This is a genomic window from Neisseria sicca VK64 (assembly GCF_000260655.1).
In the GTDB taxonomy this organism is placed as follows: Bacteria; Pseudomonadota; Gammaproteobacteria; order Burkholderiales; family Neisseriaceae; genus Neisseria; species Neisseria sicca_B.
Map to the genome: position 1 here is coordinate 1 of NZ_AJMT01000003.1, position 19,104 is coordinate 19,104.

The 19,104-nt window shown below is 52.0% G+C and carries 19 protein-coding genes; 9 read left to right on the forward strand and 10 right to left on the reverse strand.

All coding sequences use genetic code 11. From position 1 onward, the window contains the following. Positions 1 to 351: phospholipase D-like domain-containing protein (locus tag HMPREF1051_RS00045; protein ID WP_003762589.1), on the forward strand; the 351-nt coding region annotated here is incomplete at its 5' end. Positions 352 to 659: 308 nt separating this feature from the next. Next, complete coding sequence (locus HMPREF1051_RS00050) at positions 660 to 1,196, forward strand: C40 family peptidase (RefSeq protein ID WP_003762586.1); 537 nt, start codon at positions 660 to 662, stop codon at positions 1,194 to 1,196. Between the two features lie 299 nt (positions 1,197 to 1,495). Here the strand turns inward: HMPREF1051_RS00050 and clpP are convergent, their stop codons facing one another. The 7 genes from clpP to HMPREF1051_RS00080 all read right to left on the reverse strand — a co-directional run bounded on the left by clpP (position 1,496) and on the right by HMPREF1051_RS00080 (position 8,855). After that, complete coding sequence (gene clpP / locus HMPREF1051_RS00055) at positions 1,496 to 2,116, reverse strand: ATP-dependent Clp endopeptidase proteolytic subunit ClpP (protein WP_003742152.1); 621 nt, start codon at positions 2,114 to 2,116, stop codon at positions 1,496 to 1,498. 87 nt (positions 2,117 to 2,203) lie between these two features. After that, the gene (gene tig / locus HMPREF1051_RS00060) at positions 2,204 to 3,514 is read right to left on the reverse strand and encodes a trigger factor (RefSeq protein WP_003762579.1); all 1,311 of its coding nucleotides are present in this window, start codon (positions 3,512 to 3,514) and stop codon (positions 2,204 to 2,206) included. Positions 3,515 to 3,732: 218 nt separating this feature from the next. Then, a complete protein-coding gene (locus HMPREF1051_RS15415) occupies positions 3,733 to 3,867 on the reverse strand; it encodes a hypothetical protein (RefSeq protein WP_003762555.1) in 135 nt (44 codons plus the stop codon). Then, positions 3,864 to 6,311, reverse strand: coding sequence for a DNA translocase FtsK (locus HMPREF1051_RS00065; protein ID WP_003762574.1), 2,448 nt, complete (start codon positions 6,309 to 6,311; stop codon positions 3,864 to 3,866). The genes HMPREF1051_RS15415 and HMPREF1051_RS00065 overlap by 4 nt, the downstream gene beginning before the upstream one ends. 172 nt (positions 6,312 to 6,483) lie before the next feature. Then, a complete protein-coding gene (locus HMPREF1051_RS00070; RefSeq protein WP_003762591.1) occupies positions 6,484 to 7,284 on the reverse strand; it encodes a phosphatidylserine decarboxylase in 801 nt (266 codons plus the stop codon). 108 nt (positions 7,285 to 7,392) lie between these two features. Beyond that, positions 7,393 to 8,160 carry a type I 3-dehydroquinate dehydratase gene (gene aroD / locus HMPREF1051_RS00075; protein WP_003762575.1) on the reverse strand — a complete coding sequence of 256 codons (768 nt, stop codon included), beginning with the start codon at positions 8,158 to 8,160 and terminating at the stop codon, positions 7,393 to 7,395. Continuing rightward, entirely contained in the window at positions 8,157 to 8,855 is a 699-nt protein-coding gene (locus HMPREF1051_RS00080; protein ID WP_003762562.1) for a TIGR02117 family protein, read from the reverse strand. Before HMPREF1051_RS00080 ends, aroD begins: the two co-directional genes overlap by 4 nt. A 380-nt stretch (positions 8,856 to 9,235) precedes the next feature. Between HMPREF1051_RS00080 and HMPREF1051_RS00085 the strand changes: the two genes are divergently transcribed. The 4 genes from HMPREF1051_RS00085 to HMPREF1051_RS00100 all read left to right on the forward strand — a co-directional run bounded on the left by HMPREF1051_RS00085 (position 9,236) and on the right by HMPREF1051_RS00100 (position 12,331). After that, a complete protein-coding gene (locus HMPREF1051_RS00085) occupies positions 9,236 to 10,651 on the forward strand; it encodes an SLC13 family permease (RefSeq protein WP_003762569.1) in 1,416 nt (471 codons plus the stop codon). A gap of 107 nt (positions 10,652 to 10,758) precedes the next feature. Next, on the forward strand, positions 10,759 to 11,268 hold the full coding sequence (locus HMPREF1051_RS00090) for a peptidylprolyl isomerase (RefSeq protein ID WP_003762558.1): 510 nt from the start codon (positions 10,759 to 10,761) through the stop codon (positions 11,266 to 11,268). A 485-nt stretch (positions 11,269 to 11,753) separates the two neighbouring features. Further along, the gene (locus HMPREF1051_RS00095; RefSeq protein WP_003762571.1) at positions 11,754 to 12,092 is read left to right on the forward strand and encodes a hypothetical protein; all 339 of its coding nucleotides are present in this window, start codon (positions 11,754 to 11,756) and stop codon (positions 12,090 to 12,092) included. Beyond that, entirely contained in the window at positions 12,092 to 12,331 is a 240-nt protein-coding gene (locus HMPREF1051_RS00100; protein WP_036490815.1) for an NF038104 family lipoprotein, read from the forward strand. The genes HMPREF1051_RS00095 and HMPREF1051_RS00100 overlap by 1 nt, the downstream gene beginning before the upstream one ends. Positions 12,332 to 12,450: 119 nt before the next feature. On the opposite strand, the gene HMPREF1051_RS00105 is transcribed toward HMPREF1051_RS00100, so the two are convergent. From HMPREF1051_RS00105 to HMPREF1051_RS00115, 3 genes are all read right to left on the reverse strand, one after another. Then, a complete protein-coding gene (locus tag HMPREF1051_RS00105) occupies positions 12,451 to 13,230 on the reverse strand; it encodes a ferredoxin--NADP reductase (RefSeq protein ID WP_003759677.1) in 780 nt (259 codons plus the stop codon). Between the two features lie 283 nt (positions 13,231 to 13,513). Further along, a complete protein-coding gene (locus HMPREF1051_RS00110; protein WP_003762566.1) occupies positions 13,514 to 13,972 on the reverse strand; it encodes an META domain-containing protein in 459 nt (152 codons plus the stop codon). 93 nt (positions 13,973 to 14,065) lie between these two features. Beyond that, on the reverse strand, positions 14,066 to 15,223 hold the full coding sequence (locus tag HMPREF1051_RS00115; protein ID WP_003762581.1) for a trans-sulfuration enzyme family protein: 1,158 nt from the start codon (positions 15,221 to 15,223) through the stop codon (positions 14,066 to 14,068). A gap of 181 nt (positions 15,224 to 15,404) precedes the next feature. On the opposite strand from HMPREF1051_RS00115, the gene folE2 reads away from it, so the two are divergent. The 3 genes from folE2 to HMPREF1051_RS00130 all read left to right on the forward strand — a co-directional run bounded on the left by folE2 (position 15,405) and on the right by HMPREF1051_RS00130 (position 18,884). Beyond that, positions 15,405 to 16,178 (forward strand): GTP cyclohydrolase FolE2, encoded by a 774-nt coding sequence (folE2, locus tag HMPREF1051_RS00120; RefSeq protein WP_036490819.1) that lies wholly within the window; start codon positions 15,405 to 15,407, stop codon positions 16,176 to 16,178. A 391-nt stretch (positions 16,179 to 16,569) separates the two neighbouring features. After that, positions 16,570 to 18,375 carry a protein-disulfide reductase DsbD gene (dsbD, locus tag HMPREF1051_RS00125; protein WP_003762588.1) on the forward strand — a complete coding sequence of 602 codons (1,806 nt, stop codon included), beginning with the start codon at positions 16,570 to 16,572 and terminating at the stop codon, positions 18,373 to 18,375. A 122-nt stretch (positions 18,376 to 18,497) separates the two neighbouring features. Then, complete coding sequence (locus HMPREF1051_RS00130) at positions 18,498 to 18,884, forward strand: hypothetical protein (RefSeq protein ID WP_036490822.1); 387 nt, start codon at positions 18,498 to 18,500, stop codon at positions 18,882 to 18,884. Positions 18,885 to 19,104 lie beyond the last annotated feature (220 nt).

A 19,104-nucleotide genomic window follows, 5' to 3' on the forward strand; every position in this document is an offset into this window, starting at 1 on the left:
AAAGACCGCGGTCTGACCGGCAGTTCCGCCACCAGCCTGCACGCCAAAACCTTCATCGTGGACGAAAAACGCGTCTTCATCGGCTCATTCAACCTCGACCCGCGCTCCGCCAGACTCAACACCGAAATGGGCGTCGTCCTCGAAAGCCCCAAAATCGCAGGCGAAATGCAGCGCACCCTCGTCAATACCACCCCGAAATACGCCTATCAGGTTACCCTCGACAAATACAACAAACTTCACTGGTACGACCCCGCCACCCAAAAAACCTACTCCGCCGAGCCGGAAGCCAAATTCTGGAAACGCGTTACCTCCAAAATCCTCTCCATCCTGCCGATAGAAGGATTGCTGTAAGACCCAAACGAAAGGTCGTCTGAAAACCTGTATTTCAAGTTTTCAGACGACCTCAAAACAAAAATACGGACTAACCCATCACACAAATATAGTGGATTAAATTTAAACCAGGACAAGGCGACGAAGCCGCAGACAGTACGGATAGTACGGAACCGATTCACTTGGTGCTTCAGCACCTTAGAGAATCGTTCTCTTTGAGCTAAGGCGAGGCAACGCCGTGCTGGTTTAAAGTTAATCCACTATAGAAAAACCTTTTTCAGACGACCTCTTGCCAAACCTCGTCTGAAACGTCCCTAAAAAGGAATCCCATGAAACCGATTATCCGCACCGCCCTGACCGCCGCCATCATCCTACCCCTCGCCTCCTGCGGCCTTTTTTCCGGCAAACATCATCCAAAGACCAAAACCCACACCACCGCCCGAACAGTCCAACCCGTCCGCATCAGCAACATCGACCGCACTCAAGGCTCGCAAGAACTTATGCTGCACAGCATGGGGCTAATCGGCACGCCTTACAGATGGGGCGGCAGCAGCACTACCACCGGCTTCGACTGCAGCGGCATGATTCAATTCGTCTATAAAAACGCCCTCGATGTCAGCCTCCCGCGAACCGCCCGCGACATGGCGGCGGCCAGCCGCAAAATCCCCGACAACCAATTAAAAGCCGGCGACCTCGTCTTTTTCAACACCGGCGGTTCATCCCAATATTCCCATGTCGGCCTCTACATCGGCAACGGCGAATTTATCCACGCCCCAAGCAGCGGCAAAACCATCAAAACCGAAAAACTCTCCAGCCCGTATTACGCCAAACATTATCTTGGCGCGCATACTTTCTTTACGGAATAAGGCATACAGCGGGATTCTTCATCTATCAGCACAAGACAAAAACGAACCAACGTCGTTAACGTAATCTCAATTCCAATGCAGCAAATCAAAAAGGTCGTCTGAAAACCTGTCTTTCAAGTTTTCAGACGACCTTTTCGTCAAATCCATTCAAACACCGCCGTCAGCGACGCTTCAACAAAACCGCTCTTTCCTTACCCAAACAGCCTCATCAAAAACAGCCGCTCCGTTGTACAGGCGAAATAGCGGAATAATCAGCGCGTCTTCTGTCAGCGTGTGTTTCAATTGCTCAAATCAAACATTTAAGCCTGCAAAGAAGCGCGATTTTCCAGAACTTGGTCAATCAAACCGTATTCTTTGGCTTCTTCGGCAGACATGAAGTTGTCGCGGTCGGTGTCGCGCTCCAAATCTGCCAAGTCTCGGCCGCAGTGTTTCGCCATCAGGCGGTTGAGTTTCTCTTTGATTTTCAACAGCTCGCGGGCATGGATTTCAATATCGGATGCCTGACCGCCCAAACCGCCGCTGATTAAAGGTTGGTGAATCATGATACGGCTGTTGGGCAGGGCGAAACGTTTGCCTTTTTCGCCTGCCGAGAGCAGGAATGCGCCCATGCTTGCCGCTTGCCCTAAGCACAAAGTGGAGACGTTGGGCTTGATGAAATTCATGGTGTCGTAAATCGACATGCCTGCCGTTACCGAGCCGCCGGGGGAATTGATGTAGAAGAAAATATCTTTGTCCGGATTTTCACTTTCCAAAAACAACAGCTGGGCAACCACCAAATTGGCGGACTCGTCGGTTACCGGGCCAATCAAAAATACGATGCGCTCTTTCAAAAGGCGCGAGTAAATATCAAATGCACGCTCGCCGCGGCCGCTTTGTTCGATAACGGTAGGAACGAGGTAATTATTGAAATCGAAGGACATTTTTGTCTCCTGTCAATGTTGCGAAAGCACCAAAGGGGTGCTTTGGTGCTTTCAAGTTGTCTGTTTCAGACGACCTTTTGAAGATGATTAGGCTTGTGCGCCCATCACTTCGTCAAAAGACAAAGCTTTTTCGGTTACTTTGGCTTTGCCCAAAACGAAATCAACGACGTTGCTTTCTACTGCCAAAGAAGTCGGACCTTGCAGGCGGGAAGGCTCTGCGTAGTACCAGTCGATCACTTCTTGAGGATCTTCGTAGCTTTCTGCGAAGTTGGCAACAACGGCTTTGATTTGCTCTTCAGTCGGTTCCAGTTTGTTTTCTTCAACCAGTTTGGCCAAAATCAGACCCAAAGATACGCGGCGTTCGGCTTGCTCTTTGAACATATCCAAAGGCAGATCCAAGTTGGCAGCGTCAGCCATGCCTTGGTTGACGAAGTTTTGTTTCATTTCGTTTGCCAAGCGGGCGGCTTCTTCATTTACCAAAGCAACAGGCGCTTTCAGCTCTACAGCTTTGAGCAGCGCGTTCATTACAGATTCTTTGGTTTGTTCGTTTACGCGGCGCTCAACTTCGCGACCTACGTTTTTCTTCACTTCTTCGCGCATTTTGGCAACGTCGCCGTCGGCGATACCCAATGCTTTGGCGAAGTCGGCATCAACTTCGGGCAGGGTGGGTTCGGATACGTTGTTCAATGTGATGGTGAAAACAGCGGATTTACCGGCAACGTCTTTACCGTGGTAGTCTTCAGGGAAATTGACGGTAACGTCTTTGCTTTCGCCTGCCTTCATGCCGACTACGCCGGCTTCAAATTCAGGCAACATTTGACCTGCGCCCAATACGAAGGCGTAGTTTTTGGATGCGCCGCCGGCGAAAGGTTCGCCGTCGATTTTGCCTTCGAAGTCGATGATGACGCGGTCGCCGTTTTGGGCTTCGCGCTCAACATGGTTGAAGCGGGTGCGTTGTTTGCGCAGGATTTCTACGGTTTGGTCCACTTCGGCATCGCCGACGGAAGCGGTTACTTTTTCGACTTCTTGTGCAGACAAATCGCCGATAACGACTTCAGGGAACACTTCGAAAATCGCAGCGATTTTCAGGGATTCTTTATCGTCTTGTTCTTCAACGCCTTCGAAACGCGGATAGCCGGCAACTTTCAATTCTTGGGCAACGGCAACATCGTAGAAACGGCGTTGGACCATTTCATTGATGACATCATTTTGAGCGCTTGCACCGTACATTTGGGCAATCATTTTTAAAGGTGCTTTACCCGGACGGAAACCGTCGATTTTTGCACGGCGTTGGGTTTGTTTCAGTTTTTTATCGGTTTCTGCGTTGATTTCGGACCAAGGCAGAGACAACACTACTTTGCGTTCCAGATTTTCTAAAGTTTCAACAGTTACGCTCATCGTAAGACCTTAATTTGTTGTGTTAAATAAAAAATGGGAATCCTTTTGCCAATGATGACTGCAAAAGCGGCTCCGACCCATCGGGGCTTTATCGTCCGTTGCTTGCAAAAGGCAGGAAAATTAGCTGGCTAGTATATCACAATGTTTGATTGACTGGATAATATAGTGGATTAACTTTAAACCAGCACGGCGTTGCCTCGCCTTGTCCTGATTTAAAGTTAATCCACTATATCGTCGATAGACGGACCGATTTTGCCCCAATAAAATAAGGTATTGAATCCGACATCATAAAAGGTCGTCTGAAAACAGATATAACCGGTTTTCAGACGACCTTTGGTAATTATTGAGATCACAACTGGTCTTTTTGTGCCAGAATCCTGCGGCTGCCGTTGATGTCTGCGGGGGAAACGACACCGGCGTTTTCGAGCGCTTCCATCAAGTTGGCGGCGCGGTTGTAGCCGATGCGCAACTGGCGTTGCAGAGAGGAGATGGAAGTTTTTTTGCTTTCCAAAATGTAGGCGACGGCTTGGTCGAACAATTCGTCGCTGCCTGCATTCGGATTGACGATATTGGTGGTTTCCAGCGCGGCTTCACCGCTGAGTAAACCTTCGACATAGTCGGCGGGGGCTTGCGATTTGACGTAGTTGACGACTTGATGCACCTCGTCGTCTGAAACAAACGCGCCTTGCAGGCGGGTCGGCTCGGCGCTGCCCGGTTGCAGGAACAGGGAGTCGCCGTATTTCAGCAATTCGTCAGCGCCCATTTGGTCGAGGATGGTACGGCTGTCGATTTTGCTTTGCACGGTAAACGCCATGCGCGTCGGGATATTCGCTTTAATCAAGCCGGTGACGACATCGACGCTTGGTCGTTGGGTTGCGACAATCATATGGATACCGGCGGCACGCGCTTTTTGGGCGAGGCGGGCGATTTGTTGCTCGACGGCTTTGCGTTCGGTCATCATCAGGTCTGCCAACTCGTCGATAACGACCACAATCATCGGCAGTTTTTCCAGCGGCTCGGGGTCGTCCGGATTCAGGCTGAACGGGTTGGGCATGGGTTTGCCCGATGCTTTGGCGGCTTCGACTTTTTGGTTGAAGCCTTCCAGATTACGCACGCCGGCGTGGGAAAGCAGGCGGTAGCGTTTTTCCATTTCGGCGACACACCAGTTCAACGCCTGCCCTGCTTCGCGCATATCGGTAACGACCGGGCAAAGCAGGTGCGGAATGCCGTCGTAAATGCTCAATTCGAGCATTTTCGGGTCAATCATAATGAAGCGGACTTCGTCGGGCGTGGCTTTGAAAAGCATGGACATAATCATGCCGTTCACACCGACGGACTTACCCGAACCGGTCATACCGGCGACCAAAAGGTGCGGCATTTTTGCCAAATCGCCGACGACGGGCGTACCGGAAATGTCTTTACCCAACGCGACGGTCAGCTTGGATTTGGCTTCAGTAAACACGGGCGAAGACAAGATTTCGCTCAACATCACGTCTTGGCGTTTTTCGTTGGGCAACTCGATGCCCATGGTGTTTTTGCCCGCGATGGTTTCCACGATGCGCACGGATTGCAGCGACATGGAACGCGCCAAATCTTTAGACAGGGCAACGATTTGGCTGCCTTTTATGCCTTGTGCGGGTTCGATTTCATAACGCGTAATCACAGGGCCGGAAGTGGCGGAAACGACTTGCACGCCGATGCCGAATTCTGCCAACTTGGATTCAATCAATTCGGCAGTGCGCTCTAATTCGGCGGGATTGATGCTGACGGGTTCGCCGTTGGGCAGGCGCAGCAGGCTCATGCTGGGTTTGTGGTATTCGCCTGTCTGTTGCGGCTCGTTGTCTTCAAACAAAGAAGCCTGAATTTTGGGTGGCGGCGCGACGGAGACCGCAACAGATTTGCGGTTGCTGGTGCTGCCTGCAAGCGGGGTAACGGGCGTGGCGGTGATGTTTTTGGCTTCTTTCACCATACGGCGTGTGTTTTCCGTTTCCAAGGCTTCGGCGGTCGAGCCGTCGTCCTTGCGTCTGCCCAATGCTTTTTTCAGACGACCCCAAATGCCTGAAAACAGGCTTTCGGTATTGCGTCCTGTTTTCGCCATCACTTCCAGCCAAGACACTTGCGCCAGCAAGGAAACAGAAAGCAGCAGCATGACGCACATAATCAGCAGGCTGCCGGATTTGCCCAGCAGCCAAGCCAAGCCCGAACCAGCCAAAGCGCCGACCAAACCGCCCGCACCGACAGGCAGGGTTTCGTCCAAAGTATTTTGAAAGGTGAAATATTCGAGAATCGGGCTGCACACCAAAAGCAGGAACAAAGCCAGCGCGGCAACGCCGTGGTTGTACGATTTGTAGTTCTCGCGCTTTTGCAGCGGGCGGAAATTTTTATAGAGGAAAACGCACGAAGCGGCGATCCACCACCAAAACGACAGACCAAAGAGATAATAGCCGACATCGGAAACATACGCGCCAAACAGCCCGCCGAAATTGGCGATGTCATCCGATTTTGGCACGCTGCGCGACCATGCGGGGTCGGTCATTTTGAAGCTGGCGAGGGAAATGGCGATGAAGACCGTCACCATCAGCCCGAAGAGCCACAGCGCGTCGTTAATCAAATTGACGACATGCTCGGGGCGCGCTTTTTTTTCTTCATTTTTTTGCAGCGCTTTGGCAGCCTTCAAACGCTCGGAAACCTTGTTCGGCTCTGTCTGCGCCTTTGTTTGGCTTTGACGGCGCGTGCTCGGTTTAGCGTTTGTTTTGGCTTTAGTTTTTGATGCGGTTTTAGAGGATTTTGCGGTCATGGATGGATTTTTGATATTCGGTACAGGTCGTCTGAAAAGGGAAAACCGACGGGGAATCAATCCGTCGGGTGTAATGTGTGTTGGGTTCAAATTATACCGTATTTACCGTTTCTGATAAAACAAGGTCGTCTGAAAAAGGTTTTCAGACGACCTCTTGTTCAGCTGTCAGCCGTCAGTCTTTCAATGACTGCTCTGCGGCATTGCGGACTTTATCGGCAGCCGCTTCGATTTCGGATTGGACTACTTCGGCAGCAGCTTGCGCCGGAGCGGGCGTTTCCGCTTGTGCGGCGCTTGCGGTTTCGGTCGGCGCGGCAGCTTCAGGGGCTTGGAGCGGCAGGCGCGCCAAAACAGTACGAACGCCGGTGACTTTGTCGCCGATGGCAACTTGAGCCTGCGCGTCAACCGGCAGATACATATCGACGCGCGAACCGAAGCGGATAAAGCCGTAGCGTTCGCCGCGGGTCAGTTTCTCGCCCACTTTGGTGTAACACAAAATACGGCGGGCAACCAAGCCTGCGACTTGGACGAAGGTGATTTCGCGACCTGACGCGGTAGTCGCCAGTACGGCGTTGCGTTCGTTTTCGGTACTGGCTTTGTCCAAATCGGCATTGAGGAATTTGCCTTTATTGTATTCGACGGCGGTCACGGTGCAGTCGGCAGGCGATTTTTGCGAGTGGACATTAAAGACGTTCATGAACACGCTGATTTTCAACGCTTCGGTATCACGGTAAGGATCACGCGCGCGCTCGACGACGACGATGCGTCCGTCAACGGGGCTTAAAATCGCTTCGGGGTCTTGCGGGATTTCGCGGGCGGGATCGCGGAAAAATTGCAGGGCAAATACGGTGAACACCCAAAACGGCAGCGACCACCAGCCGCAGCAGGCAGACACCAGCAAACTCAATACCAAACCGCCGCCGATAAACGGCCAGCCCTCGCGGGCGATAATCGGGTGGGGGTACAGACGGTTCATAACTTTCCTTTTCTATTCAAATTGCCGCCATTATAGCGGAATATCCTAAAAAGGTCGTCTGAACGCTGATTCAGACGACCTTTTGTTTTTTTGTATTTGTATGTATTGTTATCTGGCGGTGTTACCGTTTTCCAAAACATCCAAAATGTTTTTCAGGTTGGCGGAATCGAGCTGGCCGGGGGCGGAGGCGGCTCCTGCCGTGCCGAATGTGATGGCTGAGCCGAAGGTTGAGCCTGCGATGCGGCTGACGAGTCCGAGCTTGCCCATGGAGATGGTAACAATCGGGCGGTTTGCGGTTTGACGGGCTTCCCAAGTGGCGTCCAAAAGCGTCAGGACATCGGCGGGGCTTTGGGGCATCACGGCGATTTTGCAGATGTCCGCGCCTGCCTCTTCCATTTTTTTCAGACGACCTGTGATGTCCGATTTGGCGGGCGTTTGATGAAAATCGTGGTTGCTCATCAGGACAGCGGTGTTGTGTGCTTTGGCGGCGGCAACCGCTTGGCGGACTTCGCTTTCTCCGGCGGAAAGTTCGATGTCTATGATGTCGATAATGCCTGAAGCGGCAGCTTTATCGAGCAACTCGAAATAATACGCTTTGCTGCAAGGGTATTCGCCGCCTTCTTCCGCCCGTCGGAAGGTAAACAACAGCGGGGTTTCGGGAAAGGCGCTGCGCACGGCGGCGGCTTGGGTAAGCAGGTATTCGGGGTTGCCCGCTTGGGCGAAATAGTCGGCTCTGAACTCGATAATATCGAAACAGGCGTGTTCGAGGTTTTTCAGGGCGGCGGATAAGGCTGCTTCGTCTCGGGCAACCAAGGGAACGGCGATTTTCGGTTGCCCGCTGCCAAGCGTGAGATGGCGGATGGTCAGGGTTTTCATGGGTTTTCTGCTGTATTGGTACGATGGCTGTCGAGCAGCGGATCGGGGAATGGTGTCCAGACAACGCCGTTGATACCGCTTTCGGTCAGGCGGCGGTTGAGCCAGCTGTTACACGTATTAAAAAGATGGTAGCGTCCTTCTGCCTCATAAAATGCGTCGTCAGGGCTGTAATGCGCGCCGGCGACGGGGATGGCTTTGCCTGCTTTCAATTTGAAATGGCGCATCAGGTTGGCACTCAGGCGGAGGTATTGTTCGCGGCTGACGGTAAATTTGACGGTATTTTCGCCTTCTCTCGGCGGATCGCGGTAGTAGATGGCGTGAATCAGTGTGCTGTTGATTCCGCTTAACGCCTGTACTGCCGTAGAGGCGGTCAAATCCGACCACTGCGGCGTGTTCAAATAGAAATTGCGCTCGCCCCAGCCTATGCCAACGTAGCGGATGGGCGCATCGCCTTGCCCTGCGGGACTGTCGGCAGGGTTGATGATACTGGTCCAGTCGAAAAGGTCGTCTGAAAGCGGCATGACGATGTCGGCGTGTACGCCGTTGCTGTTCAGGTAAAGGGTTACCTCGCCATCGGAGGCTTCAATGCTGTCCTGCGGAATCTTACCAAGTATGTAAGCGGCGGCAAAGTAAAGGATGGCGGCGATGATAAATGCCAACACGGCTTTCAGGAGGATTTTGAATATTTTTTTCATTGACGTGACGGCGTCGTTAAAGATGCGGCATCATATCACGATAACGGCATGTTTTAAGTATTTCAGACGACCTTAACGCTTTAACTACAAAAGAGGTCGTCTGAAAATCAACAAAAAGATATTTTTAGTTTCCCATCAATCCGTTTTCGTAAAAAACCGCACCCGATTGTTAACATTATATTTACACTACACCCGATTACAAATATACTCATTGCCATGCCGCACGGCTTTGTTTGCCTGAAATCCAAAGCCTGCGAACAACTCGCTGCGGGAAACAAGAAAAACCGATTCAGTGAAATCAATAAAAAAGCAATGGCGGGCGATGAGCCTATGCTTCAGCGGTTTTAGCGATTTCACGTTATGTTTCAGAGGAATACTCCATGGACTTACATGCAAAGGACAAAACCCAGCATCCTGAGAATGTCGAGCTGCTCAGTGCGCAAAAGCCGATTACCGACTTTAAGGGCCTGCTGACCACCATCATTTCCGCCGTCGTCTGTTTCGGCATTTACAGCATCCTGCCCTACAGCACCGATGCCAACAAAGGCATCGCGCTGTTGATTTTCGTTGCCGCGCTTTGGTTCACCGAAGCCGTCCACATCACCGTAACCGCATTGATGGTGCCGATTCTCGCCGTCGTGCTCGGTTTCCCCGATATGGACATCAAAAAAGCGATGGCGGGTTTTGCCGATCCGACGATTTACATCTTCTTCGGCGGCTTCGCGCTTGCCACCGCCCTGCACATGCAGCGCCTCGACCGCAAAATCGCCGTCAACCTCTTGCGCCTGTCGCGCGGCAATATGAAAGTCGCCGTATTGATGCTGTTTGCCGTTACCGCCTTCCTGTCCATGTGGATCAGCAACACCGCCACCGCCGCCATGATGCTGCCTTTGGCAATGGGTATGATGAGCCACCTCGACCAAGAAAAAGAACGTAAAACCTACGTCTTCGTCCTGCTCGGCATTGCCTACTGCGCCAGTATCGGCGGTTTGGGTACCGTGGTCGGTTCGCCGCCGAACATGATCGCCGCCAAAGCCCTGAATCTGGACTTCGTCGGCTGGATGAAGCTCGGCCTGCCGATGATGCTGTTGATTCTGCCCTTGATGCTGTTTTCCATGTACGTCATCCTCAAGCCCAATCTGAACGAACGCGTCGAAGTCAAAGCCGAGTCTATCCCTTGGACGCTGCACCGCGTGATTGCACTGTTGATTTTCATCGCTGCTGCCGTCGCTTGGGTATTCAGCTCCAAAATCAAAGAAGCGTTCGGCATTTCCAACCCCGACACCGTCATCGCCCTGATTGCCGCCGTCGCCGTCGTCGTATTCGGCGTGGCGCAATGGAAAGAAGTCGCCCGCAATACCGACTGGGGTGTGTTGATGCTCTTCGGCGGCGGTATCAGCTTGAGCGCGCTGCTGCAATCTTCCGGCGCATCCGAAGCCTTGGGTCAGCAGGTGGCTACCACTTTCACCGCCGCGCATCCGCTGCTGGTGATTTTCGTAGTCGCCACCTTCATCATCTTCCTGACCGAGTTCACCAGTAACACCGCCTCCGCCGCGCTGCTTGTACCTATTTTCGCCAGCATCGCCACGCAAATGGGGCTGCCCGAACAAGTCTTGGTATTCGTCATCGGCATCGGCGCATCTTGCGCGTTCATGCTGCCGGTTGCCACGCCGCCCAACGCGATTGTGTTCGGTACGGGGTTAATCAAGCAACGCGAAATGATGAACGTCGGCTTGCTGCTGAACGTCCTCTGTATCGTATTGGTTGCACTGTGGGCTTATTTCATCCTGATGTAAACCCGTAAAACCCTAGCCAAGGTCGTCTGAAAGAATATTTTTCAGACGACCTTGAAGTTTTTCCGCCCAGCACCATTTGTAAAAAGATTCTTAACGAAAGGAAACCCATGATTATCCTGCACACCAACAAAGGCGACATCAAAATCGAACTCGATTTCGACAAAGCCCCCGTTACCGCCAAAAATTTCGAACAATACGTCAAAGACGGCTTCTACGACGGCGTAATCTTCCACCGCGTCATCAAAGGCTTCATGATTCAAGGCGGCGGCATGGACGAAAACATGAACGAAAAAGAAACACGCGAGCCGATTCAAAACGAAGCGTCCAACGGCCTGCCCAACGAGAAATACACCATCGCCATGGCGCGCACCTCCGACCCGCATTCCGCCAGCGCGCAATTCTTCATCAACACCGCCGACAACGCCTTCCTGAACTTCCGTTCCAAAGATCTGTACGGCAAAACTGTCGTCCAAGACTGGGGCTACGCCGTATTCGGCAAAGTCGTCGATGGTTTTGATGTAGTCGATGCCATCGAAGGCGTCGCCACCAAACGCCACGGCTACCACGACGACGTACCGACCGAACCTGTCGTCATCACCAAAGCCGAAGTGGTATAAGATTGACGCGTTACATCCCTTGATGCAAAAAGCAGCCTGAAACGGGCTGCTTTTTTATTGGGCAAATATTTGAACGCAATCCGCCGCGCTTGTTTTCAGACGACCTCTGATATCGAAACTGTCGCCTACGGATTCAAGCCCGCTTTGCCCCATCTCGAAAGACGATTTATAGTGGATTATAGTGGATTAAAATAAAAATGAGACAAGGCGGCAACGCCCGCCGTGTACGGGTAGTACATAAGGGCGTTGGCAACGCCGTATCATTGCAATTTTAATCCACTATAAATTTAAATCAGGACAAGGCGATGAAACCGCAGACAGTACAGATAGTACGGAACCGATTCACTTGGTGCTTCAGCACCTTAGAGAATCGTTCTCTTTGAGCTAAGGCCAGGCAACACCGTACTGGTTTAAAGTTAATCCACTATAATCCGCCATGGATTTTCCGTTACAATTAAAGCTGATTTTGTTCACAGGTACCCATCATGCAGATTCAACCCTACCAAGCCGACATTGCCGAAAGAATGCTGGTCGGAACGACCGGAGAAACCATTCATCCCGATGCCCAATTCGTCCACACCGAAAACGGCTATTGGATCGCGTGGCATGACCAAACCGCCGCCCTGCTCGCTCCCGATACGCCGCCCGATATCCCCTGCTTTTGGGTCGAAGGGGCGCAAAGCCTCGAAGAGCTTGTCGCGCTGATTGAAAACGGCGAATTTGACGAAATGGAAGAATTCGACGGCGACGACGAAAGCTGGTATGAAGCGGCTTCCGGATGCAGCGGCGGACACCACGACCATCAATGCGGATGCGAACATTGATGAACATAAAATCCCTTCTTCTTCCTGTGTTCCTCAGTTTGGCACTCAGCGGCTGTATCGTCACCAGCGCCGTCAATCTGGCCGCCACCACCGTCATGACCGCAGGTAAAATCGCTGTCAAAGGCACAGGCGCGTTAATCAATGCCGCCATTCCCGACAAGGACAAAAAGAAGGACAAAGAAAAGAAATCCCGCGAACAACAGGCGGATGATTATTTAGAAGAACCACGTGAAGAATAAGCAGCCGCGCCCCATACCGACGGCTGCAAAACCATTCAAACAAAAGGTCGTCTGAAACGGCAAACCGTTTTTCAGACGACCTTTTTTGCTTCTATTGAGACCTTACCGGATCATCAGGCTCAAAACCCGTTTTCCATCATGATTTCGCCCGGGATGCGGTTGCGGTGCATGGCGAAGCCCAAGTCCATCAGGGCTTGGAACGTGTCTTTGACCATGGCGGGATTGCCGCAGACCATAAAGCGCGTGTCCGCTTTGGTGAACTTGAATCCCGCGTATGTTTCGAGGCTGCCGTCTTTCAGCAGCTCGGGAATGCGCTTGCCGCTCAACGCGCCTTCGGTTTCCTCGCGCGTGGTAATGGGGACGAAGCGGAATTTGTGGAAATACTCGCCAATCAGCGGATGGTCTTTCAACGCTTCAACACGTCGTCTGAAAATCAGTTCATCGGCGAAAGAAACCGAGTGCGCCAAAATCAAGCGGTCGAAACGCTGCCAGATTTCGGGTTGCTCGATGATGGAGAGGAAAGGTGCGATGCCAGAACCCGTGCAGAGCATGACCAAGTCCTTGCCGTCGGGGAAGCGTTCGGGCAGGAGGAAGCCCGTAGCGGTTTTATCGAGCAGTATGGTGTCGCCCTCTTTCATGGCGGCGAACCGCGCGGACATGGGGCCGCCTTCGATCAAAACGGCAAAATATTCAAGCGTGTCGGCGTATTCGGCGGACACGACGGAATACGCGCGCCAGATAAAGCCTTCGCCGTCGCGAAACCCGAGCCGCGAAAACTGCCCTGCCGAGAAGCGGTAGGATTCGGGGCGGCTGATGGCAAAAGTCATCAGCTTGGGCGTATGGTGTTTAATCCACAAGACTTTTTCTTCGGTGAACTTGGCTTCGGGCGAGGCTGCCATAATGGGATTCCTTGTGTGTGCGGGATGGGAAACGAGAGGTATTATACCCGTTCGCTTGACGAAAGGTCGTCTGAAAACCTGATTGTCCGGTTTTCAGACGACCTTTAAGCCGAACTATAGTGGATTAACTTTAAATCAGAACAAGGCGACGAAGCCGCAGACAGTACAGATAGTACGGAACCGATTCACTTGGTGCTTCAGCATCTTAGAGAATCGTTCTCTTTGAGCTAAGGCGAGGCAACGCCGTACCGGTTTAAAGTTAATCCACTATAAAACTCAAAATTTACGGCTGACGGCGCAGGCGCATGGTTTTGCCGTTTTGCTCCAAAATCAAATCATTGCCGTCGAAACGATAGTTCCACACGCTTTTCATGTTCAAGAAAGCCTCTTCCAGCTTCATGTCTTCACACAGCATCATCGTCGTGGCAATCGGACCAAAATCAATTTTGCCCGCTCCGGCTTCCTTCGCTTGAAGCGTCAAATGATTGCAACCCATCTTGCCATGCGCCTTGGGCATTTTGCTCAAATCCAAAAAAGCCGTTCTGCCCGCCAAATCTTTTTCGGTGAATTTGTCGAAAGAAACCACAAACCATTTCGCCGCCAAAGCCGGCGTTGACGCTTGACGCGGTTCGGATGGTTTTTCAGACGACGTGACAGGTTGGGACGGCTGCGGTTTTTCAGCAGGCGAAGTACAGGCGGTCAGAATGATTGCGGTCATAAGGGTGGAGATCAGGGTTTTCATGATTTTGCCTTTCTAACGTGAGGTCAGCTAAAAGGTCGTCTGAAACCGCTTCAGCGAAACCCGCTACGCACTTTTCAGACGACCTATTTATCTTTACAACGTTGAATCCAAAGCTTTGGAAATATCGTTCCAAATATCATCCGCGTCTTCAATACCGATGGAGAAGCGCAGCAGGCCGACTTTGATGCCCATTTCCATTTTCACATCATGCGGCACGCCGCTGTGGGACTGGGAATAGCAATGGTTGACCAGACTTTCGACGCCGCCGAGGCTGGACGCCATTTTGACCAGTTTCATGTTTTTAATCACGCTGTTTGCCGCTTCGCGCGTGTCGTTTTTGAGGTAAACCGTTACCACGCCGCCGATGCCTTTGGGCATTTGGGTTTTCGCCAGTTCGTAATGTTCGTGAGACGGCAGGCCGGGATAGAACACTTTTTCCACGGCGGGATGGGCTTCAAGGCGGCGGGCGATGTCGAGCGCGTTTTTGCAGTGCGCCTCCATGCGCAAGGCGAGCGTTTTAATGCCGCGCAACACCAGCCAGCAGTCCATCGGGCCGGCAATCGCGCCGGTATGCACCATCATGTCGTGCAGCGGTTTCGCCAGTTCTTTGGTTTTGACAGCGACGATGCCCATCAATACGTCGGAGTGTCCGCAAAGGTATTTGGTGGCGGAGTGGAACACGATGTCGCAGCCCATTTCCAGCGGCTGTTGCAGATACGGCGTGGCGAAGGTGTTGTCGATGCCGACCAACGCGCCGGCTGCGTGGGCTTTGGCGGCAAGCGCTTTGATGTCCACTAGCCGCAAAAGCGGATTGGACGGGGTTTCCAGCCAAACCAGTTTCACCTTGTGCGCGGCAAGCAGTTCGTCCAAGCGGTTGGGGTTGCCCAAATCGGCAAAGACAACGTTCACGCCCCACTCTTTATAGACGTCAACCAACAAGTCATACGCGCCGCCGTAAATATCGGCAACGGCGACGATGGTATCGCCTGGTCGCAGGAAGGTACGCCACACGGCATCAATGCCTGCCATACCGCTGGAAAAGGCAAAACCCGCCGCCCCGCGTTCCAAATCGGCAACCGTATCTTCCAAAACCTGACGGGTCGGATTGCTCAGGCGCGAATAGCGGTAGGGAACCTGCTCGCCGATTTCGTGCAGCGCGAACATACTGTTCTGATAAATCGGCGGCATCAGCGCGCGGTTGTGTTCGTCGCAATCGTAGCTGGAATGGATGACTTTGGTGGCGAATTTCATCTCGGTTCAACCTTGTAAAGATATGAATAATTCAGGATTTTATCACTATCCGAAAAATAGAAACAATCAATGCGGACACGGTTTGCAAGTGATATAATCTCGCATTTGCAAAACGGACGGCATGAATCCGTTTCCAAACGACACACACCCCAACAATCCGACAATTAAGGACAAACAACGCATGAACGCCATTGCAGACGTGCAATCCAGCCGAGATTTACGCAATCTGCCGATTAACCAGGTCGGTATCAAAGACCTGCGCTTTCCGATTACTTTGAATACCGCCGAAGGCAGCCAATCCACCGTCGCCCGCCTGACCATGACGGTTTTCCTGCCCGCCGACCAAAAAGGCACGCATATGTCGCGCTTCGTGGCGTTGATGGAACAACAAACCGAGGCTTTGGATTTCGACAGGCTGCACAAACTGACTGCCGAAATGGTTGCGCTTTTAGACTCCCATTCCGGCAAAATCAGCGTTTCCTTCCCCTTCTTCCGCAAAAAATCCGCCCCTGTTTCCGGCATCCAATCTCTGCTGGACTATGACGTTACCCTGACAGGCGAAATCAAAAACGGCGCATACAGCCATAATTTGAAAGTCATGGTGCCCGTAACCTCTTTGTGTCCGTGTTCCAAAGAAATTTCCCAATACGGCGCGCACAACCAACGCTCGCACGTTACCGTCAGCCTGACCGCCAACGCCGAAGTCGGCATCGAGGAAATCATCGACTGCGTGGAAGCGCAGGCAAGCTGCCAGCTTTACGGCCTGCTCAAACGCCCCGATGAAAAATACGTTACCGAAAAAGCCTATGAAAACCCGAAATTCGTAGAAGACATGGTGCGCGACGTAGCAACCGCGCTGATTGCCGACGGACGTATTGAAAGCTTCATCGTCGAAAGCGAAAACTTCGAGTCGATACACAACCACTCGGCTTACGCCTATATTGCTTATCCTTAAACAAGCAAAAAATTGGAAAGGTCGTCTGAAAACCGGAAAATCCGTTTTCAGACGACCTTTCCCGTTCCAATCGGCTATGAAAAAGAGACAATCCGACGGGCATCATCTATCAAGCAGCCCGATAATCCCCCCTCGCAACGATATAGTGGATTAACTTTAAATCAGGACAAGGTGACGAAGCCGCAGACAGTACAGATAGTACGGAACCGATTCACTTGGTGCTTCAGCACCTTAGAGAATCGTTCTCTTTGAGCTAAGGCGAGGCAACGCCGTACTGGTTTAAAGTTAATCCACTATAAAAAACAATCGCTGCTTTTAATATAAATTAAGGCCTATAAACGGCTGCTGCGTTTATAATGCGCCTGTTCAACCCTTCCACTGAGAAGACGCCATGAAAAAACTCCTTTACTTCTTTACCGCCTTTTTTGCCCTGTGTTCCAGCGCGTTCGCTGTAAACGCCGACGATTTGCTGCCGCCTGAAAAAGCGTTCGTGCCGCAAGTGAACGTTACCGACAAAGGCATCAACGTCGAATTCAAAATCGCCGACGGCTACTATATGTACCAATCGAAAATCGTCGCCGCCACCGCGCCTGAAGGCGTATTGGGAGAACCGGTTTTCAGCAAAGGCGAAGCCAAAGAAGATGAGTTTTTCGGCAAACAAACCGTGTTCCACCGCGCCGCGCAGGTCAACTGGCCTTACAAAAAAGCCGCGCCGACCTACAGGCTGACGCTGACTTATCAAGGTTGTGCCGAAGCCGGCGTATGTTACCCGCCCGTGGACACGTCTTTCGAGATTAATGGCAACGGCCTGTACCAGCCGCAAAGCGACGAACCCATATCCGCCAAAGACCGCTTCCTGCAACCCGATTCCGCCAAACCATCCCCCGCCGCCGCGCCTAAAGCCTCGCAAAACGACGACAGCAGCCGCTTCAAATTATCGTGGGACACATTAAACGCCAACCTGTTGGCGTTTTTTACCGCAGGGGTATTCTTGAGCTTTACCGCCTGTATGTATCCGCTTTTACCGATTGTTTCCAGCATTATTGTCGGCGATAAAACCGCCGGCAAAGGCCGCGCCTTCGCACTGTCCGTAGCGTATGTGCAAGGTTTGGCACTGACCTACACGCTGGTCGGCGTCATCGCAGGCTTGACGGGCGCGCTTCTGACCGTATGGCTGCAACAGGCATGGGTCGTCCTTGCCGCCGCAGGCCTGATGGTCGTCCTCGCGCTTTCCATGTTCGGACTCTTCAACATCCAACTGCCCAACGCCGTCCAATCCTATTTCCAAAACCAAAGCAGCAAACTCTCCGGCGGCAAAATCTTCTCCGTCTTCGTCATGGGCATACTCTCCGCGCTGATCGTCGGCCCCTGCGTCGCCCCGCCGCTCGGATTCGCCTTGGGCTATATCGGACAAACCGGCGATGCCGTTTTGGGCGGGCTGGCGTTGTATGTCTTGGCACTCGGCACCGGCGTTCCGCTGATCCTCATCGGCACATTCGGCGGCCACGTCCTGCCCAAAGCAGGCGACTGGATGAACGGCATCAAATACGCCTTCGGCTTCATCCTGCTTGCCGTAGCCGTCTATCTCGCCACGCCGCACCTGCCCTACTACCTCGTTGTCGCGCTTTACACCCTGCTCATGATCGTCCCTGCCGTCATGTTGCTGGTTAAATCCGGCAAACAAAAAGGTCGTCTGAAAACCGCCGCCTCCGTTTTAGGCTTCCTGCTCATCATCGGCGGCGCATGGTTCGGCTGGCAAAGCGCAAACAAACAAACCACCGCCCTGCACCACTTCCTGACGCTCTCTCCCCCGTCCGAAGCAGGCAAAACCACCGACCACGGCAAAATGTTCACCGACGTCGCCGAACTCAAAGCCGCCATGGACGCCGCATTGAAAGCCAACCCCGACAAACCCGTCGTTTTGGATTTCTACGCTGACTGGTGTATTTCCTGCAAAGAAATGGCAAACTACACGCTCAACCAGCCGCAAGTGCATGAAGCCGTCGATATGGAACGCTTCTTCCAAATCGACGTAACCGCCAACACGCCCGAACATCAGGCACTCTACAAAGAATACGGAATCTACGGCCCGCCGGGCATATTCGCCATCCACGCCGACGGCCGCCGCAGCGACCCCTTGCTCGGCTTCGCCAAACCGGACGAATTCATCGACTGGTACAAACAAAACGAAAAATAAAGATGAAAGGTCGTCTGAAAACCTGAAACAGGGTTTTCAGACGACCTTTTTAAATGGTGGGTTTCAACCTATCTTACTTTCCCACCAACCGGTAAATCAGTTTCGATTTTTGGTAAATTTAAATGAGCAAAACATATAAAGTCAGCCCTGAATATATAAGAATTTTTCTTGGATTATTACACAAAGGTGTCGATGACAGACTTGAAGGATTATCAGGTATGAATTTGGTAAATCGAGATAGTGTAAAAAAATTAGTGGAAGAATATCTGTATCCTGAATATCAAAACTTACCCATATCAACCCGATTCAGAATTAAAGAGAGTTTAAGGTTTGGCTTAAATTTCTGGACGGAAGAAAAGCTATATGATCAATTTCCCAGCACCGATGCAGCCTTTGAAATCCCTCAACAAATGACCGCAAAAGAACTGTATAAGCAAATTTGGGATAATATGTTCGATCATGAAGACATCACTGTTCTCGACATGACGAAATATCAGGAATCGAACTGAAACTGGCAAACTTTAGCCTATATATAGTGGATTAAATTTAAATCAGGACAAGGCGAGGAAGCCGCAGACAGTACAGATAGTACGGAACCGATTCACTTGGTGCTTCAGCACCTTAGAGAATCGTTCTCTTTGAGCTAAGGCGAGGCAACGCCGTACTGGTTTAAAGTTAATCCACTATAAAATGAATGTGGGCGGTTTGCACTTGTCCCTTTGTGTTGAG

What these genes read in the sequence shown, in the direction of transcription:
- HMPREF1051_RS00095 (WP_003762571.1), top strand. Translation starts at nt 11,754, where the DNA reads ATGCAGATTCAACCCTACCAAGCCGACATTGCCGAAAGAATGCTGGTC.
- HMPREF1051_RS00090 (WP_003762558.1), top strand. Translation starts at nt 10,759, where the DNA reads ATGATTATCCTGCACACCAACAAAGGCGACATCAAAATCGAACTCGAT.
- tig (WP_003762579.1), bottom strand. Translation starts at nt 3,514, where the DNA reads ATGAGCGTAACTGTTGAAACTTTAGAAAATCTGGAACGCAAAGTAGTG.
- HMPREF1051_RS00110 (WP_003762566.1), bottom strand. Translation starts at nt 13,972, where the DNA reads ATGAAAACCCTGATCTCCACCCTTATGACCGCAATCATTCTGACCGCC.
- aroD (WP_003762575.1), bottom strand. Translation starts at nt 8,160, where the DNA reads ATGAAAACCCTGACCATCCGCCATCTCACGCTTGGCAGCGGGCAACCG.
- HMPREF1051_RS00070 (WP_003762591.1), bottom strand. Translation starts at nt 7,284, where the DNA reads ATGAACCGTCTGTACCCCCACCCGATTATCGCCCGCGAGGGCTGGCCG.
- HMPREF1051_RS00100 (WP_036490815.1), top strand. Translation starts at nt 12,092, where the DNA reads ATGAACATAAAATCCCTTCTTCTTCCTGTGTTCCTCAGTTTGGCACTC.
- folE2 (WP_036490819.1), top strand. Translation starts at nt 15,405, where the DNA reads ATGAACGCCATTGCAGACGTGCAATCCAGCCGAGATTTACGCAATCTG.
- HMPREF1051_RS00130 (WP_036490822.1), top strand. Translation starts at nt 18,498, where the DNA reads ATGAGCAAAACATATAAAGTCAGCCCTGAATATATAAGAATTTTTCTT.
- HMPREF1051_RS00050 (WP_003762586.1), top strand. Translation starts at nt 660, where the DNA reads ATGAAACCGATTATCCGCACCGCCCTGACCGCCGCCATCATCCTACCC.
- HMPREF1051_RS00105 (WP_003759677.1), bottom strand. Translation starts at nt 13,230, where the DNA reads ATGGCAGCCTCGCCCGAAGCCAAGTTCACCGAAGAAAAAGTCTTGTGG.
- HMPREF1051_RS00115 (WP_003762581.1), bottom strand. Translation starts at nt 15,223, where the DNA reads ATGAAATTCGCCACCAAAGTCATCCATTCCAGCTACGATTGCGACGAA.
- clpP (WP_003742152.1), bottom strand. Translation starts at nt 2,116, where the DNA reads ATGTCCTTCGATTTCAATAATTACCTCGTTCCTACCGTTATCGAACAA.
- HMPREF1051_RS00080 (WP_003762562.1), bottom strand. Translation starts at nt 8,855, where the DNA reads ATGAAAAAAATATTCAAAATCCTCCTGAAAGCCGTGTTGGCATTTATC.
- HMPREF1051_RS00085 (WP_003762569.1), top strand. Translation starts at nt 9,236, where the DNA reads ATGGACTTACATGCAAAGGACAAAACCCAGCATCCTGAGAATGTCGAG.
- HMPREF1051_RS00065 (WP_003762574.1), bottom strand. Translation starts at nt 6,311, where the DNA reads ATGACCGCAAAATCCTCTAAAACCGCATCAAAAACTAAAGCCAAAACA.
- dsbD (WP_003762588.1), top strand. Translation starts at nt 16,570, where the DNA reads ATGAAAAAACTCCTTTACTTCTTTACCGCCTTTTTTGCCCTGTGTTCC.